Annotated in this window: 11 protein-coding genes; 5 read left to right on the top strand and 6 right to left on the bottom strand. The window is 53.6% G+C overall.

The features are described 5' to 3' along the window. Positions 1-22: 22 nt before the first annotated feature. The 5 genes from ssuB to ssuE are packed head-to-tail and all read right to left on the bottom strand — an operon-like array spanning position 23 to position 4,289. Positions 23-811 (bottom strand): aliphatic sulfonates ABC transporter ATP-binding protein, encoded by a 789-nt coding sequence (ssuB, locus tag GC090_RS13600; RefSeq protein ID WP_058707595.1) that lies wholly within the window; start codon positions 809-811, stop codon positions 23-25. Further along, positions 808-1,599: an aliphatic sulfonate ABC transporter permease SsuC gene (gene ssuC, locus GC090_RS13595; protein WP_033737624.1), complete on the bottom strand. Its 792-nt coding sequence runs from the start codon at positions 1,597-1,599 to the stop codon at positions 808-810. Before ssuC ends, ssuB begins: the two co-directional genes overlap by 4 nt. A 16-nt stretch (positions 1,600-1,615) precedes the next feature. Further along, positions 1,616-2,764: an FMNH2-dependent alkanesulfonate monooxygenase gene (ssuD, locus tag GC090_RS13590; RefSeq protein ID WP_033737623.1), complete on the bottom strand. Its 1,149-nt coding sequence runs from the start codon at positions 2,762-2,764 to the stop codon at positions 1,616-1,618. A gap of 10 nt (positions 2,765-2,774) precedes the next feature. Beyond that, positions 2,775-3,728 carry a sulfonate ABC transporter substrate-binding protein gene (locus GC090_RS13585; protein WP_006118649.1) on the bottom strand — a complete coding sequence of 318 codons (954 nt, stop codon included), beginning with the start codon at positions 3,726-3,728 and terminating at the stop codon, positions 2,775-2,777. A 9-nt stretch (positions 3,729-3,737) separates the two neighbouring features. Further along, complete coding sequence (gene ssuE / locus GC090_RS13580) at positions 3,738-4,289, bottom strand: NADPH-dependent FMN reductase (RefSeq protein ID WP_039341268.1); 552 nt, start codon at positions 4,287-4,289, stop codon at positions 3,738-3,740. A 756-nt stretch (positions 4,290-5,045) separates the two neighbouring features. On the opposite strand from ssuE, the gene GC090_RS13575 reads away from it, so the two are divergent. The 4 genes from GC090_RS13575 (at position 5,046) to GC090_RS13560 (ending at position 9,241) form a co-directional block, all read left to right on the top strand. After that, positions 5,046-6,026, top strand: a complete 981-nt coding sequence (locus GC090_RS13575) for a glycosyltransferase family 2 protein (protein ID WP_033737620.1) — start codon at positions 5,046-5,048, stop codon at positions 6,024-6,026. Between the two features lie 83 nt (positions 6,027-6,109). Beyond that, the gene (locus GC090_RS13570; RefSeq protein WP_039341264.1) at positions 6,110-7,411 is read left to right on the top strand and encodes a flippase; all 1,302 of its coding nucleotides are present in this window, start codon (positions 6,110-6,112) and stop codon (positions 7,409-7,411) included. Between the two features lie 134 nt (positions 7,412-7,545). Next, entirely contained in the window at positions 7,546-8,556 is a 1,011-nt protein-coding gene (gene pyrD, locus GC090_RS13565) for a quinone-dependent dihydroorotate dehydrogenase (protein WP_033737618.1), read from the top strand. Between the two features lie 142 nt (positions 8,557-8,698). After that, the gene (locus tag GC090_RS13560) at positions 8,699-9,241 is read left to right on the top strand and encodes a cell division protein ZapC (RefSeq protein ID WP_006118654.1); all 543 of its coding nucleotides are present in this window, start codon (positions 8,699-8,701) and stop codon (positions 9,239-9,241) included. Position 9,242: 1 nt separating this feature from the next. Here the strand turns inward: GC090_RS13560 and GC090_RS13555 are convergent, their stop codons facing one another. Next, on the bottom strand, positions 9,243-10,352 hold the full coding sequence (locus GC090_RS13555; protein ID WP_324020086.1) for a YcbX family protein: 1,110 nt from the start codon (positions 10,350-10,352) through the stop codon (positions 9,243-9,245). A 108-nt stretch (positions 10,353-10,460) separates the two neighbouring features. Here GC090_RS13555 and rlmKL point away from each other — a divergent pair, with 108 nt between their 5' ends. Next, entirely contained in the window at positions 10,461-12,575 is a 2,115-nt protein-coding gene (gene rlmKL, locus GC090_RS13550; protein ID WP_289366488.1) for a bifunctional 23S rRNA (guanine(2069)-N(7))-methyltransferase RlmK/23S rRNA (guanine(2445)-N(2))-methyltransferase RlmL, read from the top strand. Positions 12,576-12,578: the final 3 nt, after the last annotated feature.

Raw genomic sequence — 12,578 nt, 5'->3', positions numbered from 1 at the left:
CGGGCCATGGCCCGCCGTTTCATCAGCGCTGTTGCGCATAGCGCGGCGGGTTATCTGCCGCACTGCGACGCATCACCCGATCCAGCACCTCCGCTTCCAGCTCGGCCAGACGGGCGGAACCCCGCCGCCGGGGACGCGGCAAATCAACCTGCAAATCCAGCCCAATCCGACCTTCCTCAATCAGCAGAACCCGATCCGCCATTGCAACCGCTTCACTGACATCATGGGTGACCAACAGCACCGTAAAATTGTGTTGCTGCCACAGTGATTCAATCAGCTCCTGCATCTCAATTCGGGTTAACGCATCGAGCGCGCCGAGTGGCTCATCCAGGAGGAGCAGACCGGGACGATGAATCAGGGCGCGAGCCAGCGCCACGCGCTGTTTCTGACCGCCAGACAGGGCGGCAGGCCAGTCACTGGCGCGATCGGCCAGCCCAACGGCCGCCAGCGCCTCGTGTGCGGCTTCCCGCCAGGCATTGCCCCGCAGACCAAGTGCCACGTTATCAATCACTTTTTTCCAGGGCAGCAGTCGCGCATCCTGGAACATCAGACGGGTTTCGTCGCGCGCCGTGTGCAATGGCGCAGTGCCGGCCAGTAGCTGACCCTCAGTGCTGTTTTCCAGCCCGGCCAGCAAACGCAGCAGGGTACTTTTGCCGCAGCCGCTGCGGCCCACGACGGCCACAAATTGTCCAGACGGTATGTGCAGGTCGAGGTTATTAAGAATCGTACGCTCGCCATATTTTTTGCTGACGCCCTTTACACCAACCGGCGTACCAGCCGTCAGACGCGCCGGGATAGCGGAGTTAATCATGCAGCTTCCTCCTTATGTTGATAAGCCGGATGCCAGCGTAACCAGACACGTTCCAGCAGTAGCGCACTGACATCGGCCAGTTTCCCCAGCAGGGCATAAAGAATAATGGCGACCATCACCACATCGGTTTGCAGAAATTCACGGGCATTCATGGCCAGGTAGCCAATCCCGGCGTTAGCGGAAATGGTTTCAGCCACAATCAGCGTGAGCCACATTAATCCCAAACCAAAACGCACGCCGACCATGATGCTCGGTAACGCACCCGGCAATATCACCTGGACAAACAGGCTCCAGCCCGATAAGCCATAGCTGCGTGCCATTTCAACCAGCCCCCGATCCACGTTGCGAATGCCGTGATACGTATTCAGATAAATCGGGAACAGTGTGCCCAGCGCCACCAGAAAAATTTTGGCGGTTTCATCGATACCAAACCACAGGATGACCAGCGGGATAAGCGCCAGATGAGGCACGTTACGTAACATTTGTACCGAGGTATCCAGCAGGCGCTCGCCCAGACGTGAGGTGCCGGTAATCAATCCCAGCACTAACCCGATCGAACCGCCGATGCTAAAGCCCAGCAGCGCGCGCCAGCTGCTGATAGCCAGATTCCGCCACAGCTCGCCGCTGGCGGCCAGTTGCCAGAAGGTGGTGACGATCTTCTCCGGTGCCGGCAGGATACGGCTGGAGAGCCAGCCGGTCTGCGACGCAATCTGCCAGACCACGACCAGTAACACCGGTAACAGCCAGGGCACAAGCGCCGCTGAGAAGGATTGACGTAATCGGATCATGGCGATCTCCTCCTCCTCAGGCCCGTGCGGCTTTTTTCTCGGGGGTAAAATCGTTCGCAACTGCTTCACCGTGCGCCTGAACGACCCGAGGTTGAGGCACTTCAGGTATCTTCAGATCCAGATGGGGAAACAGCAGCTCGCCCACGCGATAGGCTTCTTCCAGGTGCGGATAGCCGGAAAGAATAAAGGTTTCAATGCCCAGCGCTTCGTACTCTTTCATTCGCGCCGCTACGGTTGGGGCATCGCCCACCAGCGCGGTACCGGCACCGCTGCGAACCAGCCCAACGCCAGCCCAGAGATTGGGGCTAATCTCCAGTTTGTCACGGCGACCTCCGTGCAGGGCGGCCATGCGTTGCTGCCCAACGGAATCGGTACGCTGGAAGGCGCTTTGCGCTCTGGCAATGGTGGCGTCATCGACGTTAGCAATGAGTTTGTCGGCGGCCTGCCAGGCTTCTTCATTGGTTTCACGGACGATGACATGCAGGCGGATACCAAAACGAACCTGGCGGCCCTGAGCAGCGGCTTTAGCGCGCACCTGTTCAATTTTTTCTTTTACCAGTTCAGGTGGCTCGCCCCAGGTGAGGTACACATCAACCTGTTCAGCGGCCAGATCCTGAGCGGGCTCTGATGACCCGCCAAACCACAGCGGTGGACGAGGCTGCTGCACCGGCTTAAACATCAGGCGCGCCCCGCGCACATGCACATGCTTGCCCTCGTAGTCCACTGTTTCACCTTCCAGCACCCGGCGCCAGACGCGGGTGAACTCGGCCGATTCGGCATAGCGTTCACGATGGTCGAGGAAAACGCCATCACCTGCCAGCTCTTCGGGATCGCCGCCCGTTACCAGATTAAACAGTGCACGTCCGTTAGACAGGCGATCGAGCGTCGCGGCCTGGCGGGCGGCCTGAGTCGGTGAAATCACGCCAGGGCGCAGGGCAACCAGAAAACGCAGGCGCTGAGTGACCGGAATTAATGAGGCGGCCACCAGCCAGGCATCTTCACACGAGCGGCCGGTCGGGATCAGCACGCCACCAAAACCCAGGCGATCGGCTGCCTGCGCGACCTGCTGCAGATACGCATGATCGACCGGGCGCGCACCTTCGGCCGTGCCAAGGTAGTGACCGTCACCATGGGTGGGCAGGAACCAGAATACGGAAACACTCATTTTTCTCTCCTTATTGCGTCACGCTACGGGGATGCCAGATGCGATCGGCAATTGATACTTTCACGGGAATCAGGTGATTGGCATAAAACAGATCGGCGGTTTTCTGTTGTAACGCAACAGTGTGCGCGCTGACCGGACTGACCGGGCTAGGGGGACGATGATCCAGATTACTGGCAATGACCGCCTCAGGCAGGCCAATGGAGGTGGCAAGCAGATGAATGCTCTGGTCACGTTCGCTGCGCGTCAGCGCTTCCGCATCGCTAAAGGTTTTGAGCGTTGCTAAGACAAAGTCATTATGGTTCTGGGCGAATGCGCGCGTCGCAAGGTAGAACGGACCGGTCTGATTGAGTGTGGTACCGTCTTTTAAAACGCGAACGTGCCCCTGAAGCAGCACTGCGGAATAATAGGGATCCCATATCGCCCAGGCATCAACGTTACCCTGCTGGAAGGCAGCGCGGGCATCGGCAGGCGTAAGATAAACCGGCTGTATATCTTTGATTGACAGGCCGGCCTCCTCCAGTGCGCGCAGTAACAGGTTGTGCGAGCTGGAGCCTTTCTGAAAGGCCACTTTTTTGCCCTTCAGGTCGGCCACCGATTTCAGCGGGCTGTCCTGGCTGACCAGAATCACCTCGGCTTTGGGCTTAGGCGGCTCCGAGCCGATATAGAGTAAATCTGCCCCCGCCGCCTGGGCAAAAATGGGCGGAATATCGCCAGTACTGGCAATATCAATACTGTTAACGTTCAGGGCTTCCAGCATTTGCGGCCCGGCTGGAAATTCAACCCACTGTATTTTGGTCTGAGGGAAACGCGTTTCCAGCAACCGGTGAGCTTTTGCCAGCACCATACTGACCGATCCTTTCTGGTAGCCGATACGCACCTGTTCGGGGGCTGGCTCAGCAGCATAAACCTGAGTTCCCGTTATCAACATCCCTGCCAGTAACCACGCGCTTACTATCCGTTTCATACTTAATCCTTATACTGCCCAGGCAACCGGTTGATGACGGCGTGACAACGCCAGTGAGAAAGAATCCACCGCCTCATCCAGGCGGGTGGCCAGAAGGGGATCCAGTTCTGGCTGACGATCGTAATGCGTGATCTGTTTATCTTCGGCATAAACCCCATGAAGCACTTCTTCCGCTTTCAGCGCGTTTAAAACGGGCTTGAGCGCGTAATCCAGCGCCAGCATGTGGCCTGCGCTGCCACCACTGGCAAGCGGCAGCACGACTTTGTGGGCCAGTGCGCGTTCGGGCAACAGGTCCAGTACCGTTTTCAGCGCACCCGAGAAAGACGCCTTGTAAACGGGCGTAGCAATCACCAGACCATCGGCGGCAGACAAGTCCTCACTCAGCGCCAGAATCGCCGGGGAATCAAAGCGGGCGTTAATAAGGTCTTCCGGCTGAAAGTTATGAATATTCCAGGGAATAACTTCCACGCCGCGCGCTTCCAGTTTGTGCTGGCACAGCGCCAGTAACGAGGTGGACCGTGAAGGAAACCGTGGACTGCCTGCCAGGGTAAGCACTCGCATTCACTACTCCTTATAACTGAAAGTTATTGATTATCTGTTGTTGAGAACTCAGGCTTTCATCCTGGCAGAGGCCACGGCAGGGCTTAAATGATTTTTCTGACAATCTAAAGGTGAAAAGCGCAAAAGGAAGATAAGGCGTGGCATCTGGAATCCAGGAGAAAACCGCTACGACAAATCTTAAAAACGGCCTGGTAAGTAACGGGATACATTAATCCGGATGAATGAATTCTCTGTCGCAGATGGATTTCGTACATTTGGTTACTTGAATATCGCAATATTGAAATAAATCCATGAAAGAAAAGAGTGGTCTTTTCTGACTGTGAGTTATCAAAATGGAAAAAGCGAAAAAGATTCGATGTTTCAATGGGGTTTTGTGATGCCGTAAGCCTGAGTTTAAGACGGGTTCCACAAAAGTATCAGATAAACAGGGCCAGCATTTATAAAAATTTTAATGGAATTTCACAACTGGTTACAGGCGGCAGGGCGAAAGTGAAAAGGGGACTGATGTATTTATTAAATGATTTCTCAACAAAGTGACGAAAGGTAAGTGATTAAACTTTAGTTTTTCTTACGATGGTTTTTGCCTGTGCTGCCTCCGCACGATATTGAGGCAGGCATTTTGCGGCATCAGGCATTAAAATAACGCTGCTCAATGTAAGCGCCTGTTATTTTAAATATAACTATTCGCCCTTAGTCAGTGCCTGTCTCAGGCTGGTGGATTTTATTTTTCATTTTCTAACAGCAGAGAAATCATGTATGTCTGACATCCTGTTATCGGTCATTATTCCAACGTACAACGTTGAGAAATATATTGTTGAATGCGTTGACTCCCTGGTAAGTCAAATTCGCGCGCCGAATGAAATTATCATTGTTAACGACAGTTCGACTGACGGGACAGTGGCGTTAATTGAACAGCATTATGCGCACCTGCCCCATGTCAAGGTGATCACGATTCCGAATGGAGGAGCAGGCAATGCGCGTGACAAAGGCGTAGAGGCCGCTAAAGGACAGTTTGTTTTTTTCTGCGATCCTGATGATGTGGTGGTGGACGGCCTTGTCAGCGAACTGGCTCAGGTCATTGAGCATTATCCGGATACGGATTTGTTTTGTTTTAATTCCAGTGCTTACCGTGAAGACAAACCGGAAATCACGTGGCCGAAAGTCAGGCACGGCCTGTTTGGCATTCAGCGCCCGCAGGATGTCCTGTTGGGATTGTTACAAAACGGTTCGTATACTTCCGCCGCCTGGAATTATGTCGTGAAAAAAAGCGTCATCCAGCAGCATCAGTTACGTTTTATCGATCGTGTTCATGAAGACCATAATTTTACGTTATCGGTGTTTATGAAATGCAATCAGGTCTGGGTAAGCCGTCAAACCTATTACAAACAGCGCATCCGTGGCGGCTCACTGACCAACAGTAGCAAAAACCCGACCTTTTTTATTCAACGCTACAATGCATTTATTACAACCTTCAACACATTGTGCCGTTCACTGCATAAAAGTGAATTGAAAAAGGATTTAGAAAAAGCCTACCTGTTTCATTCCTTCCGGTTGATGATTTATTTGTCCCTCTACAACCAGACGCCCGTTCCTGACTATGTGCTTAATGCGATTCGTTATTTCGGGCGCAGAGTTAAAGCCAGCAGTCTGAAAGAGTGGCTGCTGTTCAACAGTCCGGAAACCTTCATTTTATTGCAAAGCCATAAAGTGAAAAAAGAACTCAAACGCGTTCCGTAATTCCGAAAAATGGCAAGTGATATTGTTTGCACCTGAGCGAAATGAGAAGGTGAGGCATGCAATGTGTATAAGGTTGTTGCGACATGGCAAAAGTGCTCGATAAAAGTTTAGTAGTCAATATCTTATCTTTGCTGGCGTACCGGGGAGCTTCTTTCCTGTTTCCGCTGGCGACCTTACCCTACCTGGCGCGCGTGCTGGGTGTCGATCATATGGGGATTCTGGCGTTGGCCATCGCCTGCGTACTTTACTGCAGTACGATTTCTGACTGGGGGTTCAATGTTTTTACGACTAAAGACATTGCCCACCACCGTGATGACAAGGCGCGCGTGACGCAACTCTTCTGGTCAACATTCAATGCCAAACTGATGCTGCTGCTGCTGACCAGCGGCACATTGCTCACGGCGACCTGGTTTAATCCGTCCTGGCATTCATTGTTTTTTATTATTCTGGCTAACTGCACCACATTAGTCGGTTCACTGTTTTCCTTTGGCTGGCTGATGCAGGGTTTTGAGAAGCTGGGTAAAACGGCGATGATCGCCACCTTTGGCAACTTTTGTGCCATCCCGCTGACGTTTTTACTGGTGAAAACACCGGACGATACCTGGCTGGCGGCGCTGATACCGGGCGCGGTATCCATTATTAACGCCATTATTACGCTGAAGTTTGTGCTGGAAATGAAGGTGATTGGCGCGTATCGCTTCGAACCGAAAGAGATCAAACAGCGCATTACCGACAGTGCAGATGTGTTTATCGCCATTGCCGGTGCTAACCTGTTTAACAGCGTAAACGTCGTGATTCTTGCCAGCTTTACCTCCCACTACATGGTGGGGATCTACAACGGTGCGGACAGGCTGCGCAAAGCCGCGAATTCTGTACCGGAGCAGATTGGCAGCGCGTTTTTCCCGCGCGTCAGCCATCTGTTTGGTCGCGATAAAGCGGCTGCGGTTGCTGCCACACGTAAAAGCCTGATGCTGTCTTTTGGCCTCAGTCTGTCTATTGTGATCTTTACCTGGCTGTTTGCCGATCAGGTGGTGTCATTGCTGTTAGGCAAAGACTTCCTGCCGTCAGCCGATGTTCTCCGCGTCTTTGTGCTGTGCTTCCTGTTCGGCAATATCGCCTATCCCGCCGGACTGCAGATTCTGATTCCGCACGGGCTGGCGCGTCAGCGCATGATGGTGATGATGGTCGCGGGCGTCGTCAACGTACCTGTTTGCTGTTTGCTGGCGTGGAAATTTGGCGCGATCGGCGCAGCATGGTCAATGGTGCTGGCGGAAGTGCTGGTCTGTATCGGTATTTTTGGCATTATGGTTCGCCACAATATCTGGCGTGACTATGCGTTTCCGGACAGGATGAATTCGCGCACGGCAAACGATTCCGTTGTGTAAGATCAAATCTGCGTCAAACAGTTTCCTCGCTTAACGCCCCACGATTTACTTTTGCGCCAGAGCACCTTACCATTCTGGCGCACAATTTCCTGTGCACTGATTTCCACCGTCGCTTCCGTCTTCCAGGAGAGTGCATGTTTTACTCAATCGTCCGACCGGCGTTATTCAGGCTCGATCCTGAGCGCGCGCACCATCTCACCTTTCAGCAGTTACGCTTTATGAGCGGCACGCCGCTGGAAGCCCTTATCCGCCAGCGTTTACCCTCGCGCCCCGTGACCTGTATGGGGCTGACGTTTGATAATGCGCTGGGCCTTGCGGCCGGGCTGGATAAAAATGCCGAGTGCATTGATGCGTTTGGCGCAATGGGATTTGGTTTTGTTGAAGTGGGAACGGTCACGCCACGGGCTCAGCCAGGTAACGATAAGCCGCGCATGTTTCGCTTAGTTGAAGCCGAAGGGATTATTAACCGCATGGGATTCAATAATCTCGGCGTGGATAATCTGGTGGAAAATGTCAAAAAATCCCGATTCAAGGGCGTGCTGGGCATCAATATTGGCAAAAATAAAGATACGCCAGTGGAGCAGGGCAAAGACGATTATCTGCTGTGCATGGAGAAAATTTATGCCCATGCCGGTTATATTGCCATCAATATTTCGTCACCGAATACGCCAGGTTTACGTTCTCTGCAATATGGTGAGGCGCTTGACGATCTGCTCAGTTCCATCAAAGCAAAACAAAAAGAACTGGAAAAGCGGCATCTCAAATATGTGCCTGTCGCTGTAAAGATCGCGCCGGATCTTTCTGAAGACGAGTTGATCCAGGTGGCTGACAGTTTAGTTCGCCACCAAATTGATGGCGTCATTGCCACAAATACTACGCTGGATCGTACCCTGGTGAATGGACTGAAATATAGCGAGGAAGCCGGGGGATTAAGTGGACGTCCGGTTCAGTCGCGCAGCACCGCCGTCATTCAGCGTCTGTCACAAGAGCTGCAGGGGCGTTTGCCCATTATTGGCGTGGGCGGAATTGATTCACTGACCGCGGCACGAGAAAAAATCGCTGCCGGCGCCACGCTCGTTCAAATTTATTCTGGTTTTATTTATAAAGGTCCGGGCTTAATTAAAGATATCGTGACCCACATCTAAGAGAATCGCTCTATTAATGCGCCGGGGGGTTTATTTCTCTCTCCGGCTCGTTTATATTTTGTCCTGTTGCACGATTTTTCAGCATTCATTATTCTTCGACAGATATTTTGCCTTTAGCACAGCGGTAAATACAGGGCACACGATGAAAATTAAACCCGATGACAACTGGCGTTGGTATTATGACGCCGAGCACGACCGGATGATGCTCGATCTGGCTGACGGTATGCTTTTTCGTTCCCGCTATGCACGCAAAATGCTGACACCGGATGCTTTCACGGAATCCGGATTTTGTGTTGATGACGCCGCGCTCTATTTCACCTTTGAAGAGAAGTGCCGCCAGAGCCCGTTAAGCAGTAATCAGCGCGCCGAACTGGTGTTAAATGCGCTGGTGGCCGCCCGCTTTCTAAAACCCCTGATGCCCAAAAGCTGGCATTTCTCCGCACATCGCCAGCCAATGCAACCTGCGGTCGGCGAGATGGTTGAGGTTACGCTGGCCGAGAATGGCGAGCAGGCACGTTTGCTGGTGGTTGAAAATGGCGATAACGCCGCGCTCTGCCTGCTGGCGCAGCCCGCGTTAACGCTGGCGGGCAAAGGAATGGTGTTAGGGGATGCGATTAAAGTGATGAACGACCGTCTTCAACCGCATCAGCAGGAAAAAACCACGCGTTATGCACGCGCGGTGTAACTTACTTCACATCAATATCGCCGGCAGGAATACAACTGCAACTCAATATTGTGCCATCCTCACGGATGGCACTCTGTTTTAAGGGCTTCACTTTTCCCGCCACCAGGGTGATTTTGCAACTGCCACACAAACCTGCCCGACACGAGTAGGGAATGCGGAACCCCTGGGCTTCGAGCTGCTCAAGCAAAATTTGCTGGTTATCGCCGCTGAATGTCTGGCCCTGATACGAAATCGTCACCGCATTGGGGAATTGCTGCTGCGGCTTGAGGGTTTCCACAACCTCTCCCGCACCATAGGCGCGTGGCGGCTGGCGTTTGACGACCTTGACGTCATCACCGACACGAATAATCCCGCTGTTTAGCGCAATAAGGTTCAGGCCAAAATCAATGTCACCACTGCCGTCCTGTGCGGTGCGAAAGCCCTGAAGTGTGGCGAGAGGTTGTCCGTCAGGATGTTTCTGGCCATTTTCAACGCTAACCGTAGTGAACACGCAACGACCGCAGGGCTTAGGGACGGCAAAATGTACCTGACCTACCGTAATCTCCGCCCAGTTGTCTTCATCCCAGGCAGGCGCACCGCTGACCACCAGGTTAGGACGAAATTGCTCAACGCGCACGCTGGCCGGACAGCGCTGCTGCAGATCCCGCAGAGAGGCATTATTCACTAACAGATAAGGATAGCCATCGGCAAACCCCAGCGGCACCTCGGTGAAGCGCTTCACGCGGCGTGACGGCTGTGGTCCAGTCCAGCGCAGTTGGACCGGTCTTGGGAAAAAGGCACTCAGCCACTGGTTGATCGCCTCGGGCGCGATACGGGCGGTAAAGGTGTTTCCCCATACCTCTGTTGGCGCTTCCGTTTGCGTAAAATCGGCGAAGCGAATCAGCGACTGACTGCCGTCGGGCGCCTGTAAAAATAATCCCTCAGGGGTGACGGCGGGCGTAAACTGCACCATTTCGGGGAACTGGCGCGCAGTAATAAAAGTGCCATCGGGTTCGGTCACCATAAAAATGCGATCGAAGGTCAATCCGCTGTTGGCAGCCCAGGCATGGGAAACCTGCAACCCCCGCATTGATTTAACAGGATGAATAAACAAGCGGGAAAGCGTAATCATGACAGTCTCCTGAAGCAGGCGCGCAAGACAAAAGAAGCTAACTTTATGACATAGGTCTGCGATTCGCTATAATGCGCAACAATTTTCTCAAGAGTAAAAAGTGACGATATGAATTCTCTGTTTGCCAGCACGGCGCGTGGGCTCGAAGAGCTGTTAAAAAATGAGCTGGACGCGCTGGGCGCGCAGGACCTGCAAGTGGTACAGGGAGGCGTTCACTTCAAAGCTGACGATCGCGTCATGTATCAAAGCCTGATGTGGAGCCGTCTGGCGTCGCGCATTCTGCTTCCGCTGACGGAGGTGGGCGTGTACAGCGATCTCGATCTTTATCTTGGTGTGCAGGGCATTGACTGGCCTGCTACCTTTGGCAGCGATAAAACCTTTGTGGTGCATTTTAACGGAACTAACGAGGCGATCCGTAACAGTCAGTTTGGCGCGTTGCGTGTCAAAGACGCGATTGTTGACAGCTTTACCCGCCGCAATCTGCCACGACCGGATGTGGATCGTGAACAGGCGGATATCCGCATTAACGTCTGGCTCGACGACGATCGCGCCAGCATTGCACTGGACCTCAGCGGCAGCGCATTACACCAGCGTGGTTATCGCCAGCAAACCGGTCAGGCGCCGTTGAAAGAGAACCTGGCCGCAGCCATTGTGATGCGTTCAGGCTGGCAAACGACTACGCCGCTCATCGACCCGATGTGTGGTTCCGGTACGCTGCTGATTGAAGCGGCACTGATGGCCTGCGATCGTGCGCCAGGTTTACTCCGGAGCCAGTGGGGCTTTACGGCCTGGGCCGGCTTTAACGAAAGCCTGTGGCTGGACGTTAAACGCGATGCGCAGGCGCGGGCCCGTGCGGGCACGGCGGCCTGTCAGGCACGTTTTTATGGTTTCGATAATAATGGCCGGGTGCTGGAATGGGCGAAAGCCAACGCCCGCCGCGCAGGCGTTTTCGAGTTGTTCACCTTTGGGCAACAGGACCTGCTGAAGCTGAACAATCCGCTTGAGAACGGCGTAACGGGCACGGTACTGAGTAACCCACCGTACGGTGAGCGTCTGGAAAGCGAGCCTGCGCTTATTGCCCTGCACAGTCAGTTGGGGCGGCTGATGAAGCAGCATTTTGCGGGCTGGAACTTATCGCTGTTCAGCGCCTCACCCGAGCTGCTCAGTTGCCTGCAACTGCGCGCCGATCGACAGTTCAAGGCGAAAAACGGACCACTGGACTGCGTACAGAAGAATTATCAGTTATCTGCCGCCAGTGGTGAGCGCGCCAACCAGATTGCCGAAGATTACGCTAACCGCTTGCGTAAAAACCTGAAGAAGCTCGATAAATGGGCGCGCCAGGAAGGGATTGAGTGCTATCGCATTTATGATGCCGATCTGCCTGACTACAACGTGGCGGTGGATCGCTATGCGGACTGGGTAGTGGTACAGGAATATGCGCCACCGAAAACTATCGACGCAAATAAAGCCCGTCAGCGCCTGTTCGATGTTATCAGCGCGACGCTCAGCGTGCTGGAGCTGCCGTCCAGCCGCCTCATCCTGAAAACCCGCGAACGCCAAAAGGGCAAAGCGCAGTATCAGAAACTGAGCGAGAAGGGCGATTATTTCGAGGTGCAGGAATTCAATGCCCGCTTCCTGGTGAATCTGACCGATTACCTGGACACCGGGTTGTTCCTCGATCACCGTATCGCGCGCAAAATGCTGGGCCAGATGAGCCAGGGCAAAGATTTCCTGAATTTGTTTGCCTACACCGGCACCGCCAGCGTCCATGCGGGGCTGGGCGGCGCGCGTTCTACGACCACAGTGGATATGTCGCGCACCTATCTGGAATGGGCGGAACGGAACCTGCGGCTGAATGGCCTGACAGGCCGTCAGCATCGCTTATTGCATGCGGACTGCCTGAGCTGGCTGAATGAAACTGATGAAAATTTCGATCTGATCTTTATCGATCCGCCTACGTTCTCAAACTCTAAACGTATGGAAGAGAGTTTCGATGTGCAGCGCGACCATATGATGCTGATGCGCAATCTGAAGCGTCTGCTGCGCAAAGGCGGCACCATCATGTTCTCGAATAACAAACGTGGTTTCAAAATGGATCTGGACGGCCTTAAGGCATTAGGCCTTCAGGCGCAGGACATCACACAGAAAACCCTGTCACAGGATTTTGCGCGTAATCGCCAAATTCACAACTGCTGGCTGATTACACATGCCGGTAAGGAATAAGCT

The organism is Pantoea sp. JZ29, from assembly GCF_035190385.1.
Lineage (GTDB): Bacteria > Pseudomonadota > Gammaproteobacteria > Enterobacterales > Enterobacteriaceae > Pantoea > Pantoea stewartii.
Note: the sequence above shows the minus strand (reverse complement) of the source record. Positions and strands in the feature narration are given on the sequence as shown.

Excerpts from the sequence above, each read along its gene's own strand:
- ssuB (WP_058707595.1), bottom strand. The coding sequence starts at position 811 with ATGATTAACTCCGCTATCCCGGCGCGTCTGACGGCTGGTACGCCGGTT.
- ssuC (WP_033737624.1), bottom strand. The coding sequence starts at position 1,599 with ATGATCCGATTACGTCAATCCTTCTCAGCGGCGCTTGTGCCCTGGCTG.
- ssuD (WP_033737623.1), bottom strand. The coding sequence starts at position 2,764 with ATGAGTGTTTCCGTATTCTGGTTCCTGCCCACCCATGGTGACGGTCAC.
- GC090_RS13585 (WP_006118649.1), bottom strand. The coding sequence starts at position 3,728 with ATGAAACGGATAGTAAGCGCGTGGTTACTGGCAGGGATGTTGATAACG.
- ssuE (WP_039341268.1), bottom strand. The coding sequence starts at position 4,289 with ATGCGAGTGCTTACCCTGGCAGGCAGTCCACGGTTTCCTTCACGGTCC.
- GC090_RS13575 (WP_033737620.1), top strand. The coding sequence starts at position 5,046 with ATGTCTGACATCCTGTTATCGGTCATTATTCCAACGTACAACGTTGAG.
- GC090_RS13570 (WP_039341264.1), top strand. The coding sequence starts at position 6,110 with ATGGCAAAAGTGCTCGATAAAAGTTTAGTAGTCAATATCTTATCTTTG.
- pyrD (WP_033737618.1), top strand. The coding sequence starts at position 7,546 with ATGTTTTACTCAATCGTCCGACCGGCGTTATTCAGGCTCGATCCTGAG.
- GC090_RS13560 (WP_006118654.1), top strand. The coding sequence starts at position 8,699 with ATGAAAATTAAACCCGATGACAACTGGCGTTGGTATTATGACGCCGAG.
- GC090_RS13555 (WP_324020086.1), bottom strand. The coding sequence starts at position 10,352 with ATGATTACGCTTTCCCGCTTGTTTATTCATCCTGTTAAATCAATGCGG.
- rlmKL (WP_289366488.1), top strand. The coding sequence starts at position 10,461 with ATGAATTCTCTGTTTGCCAGCACGGCGCGTGGGCTCGAAGAGCTGTTA.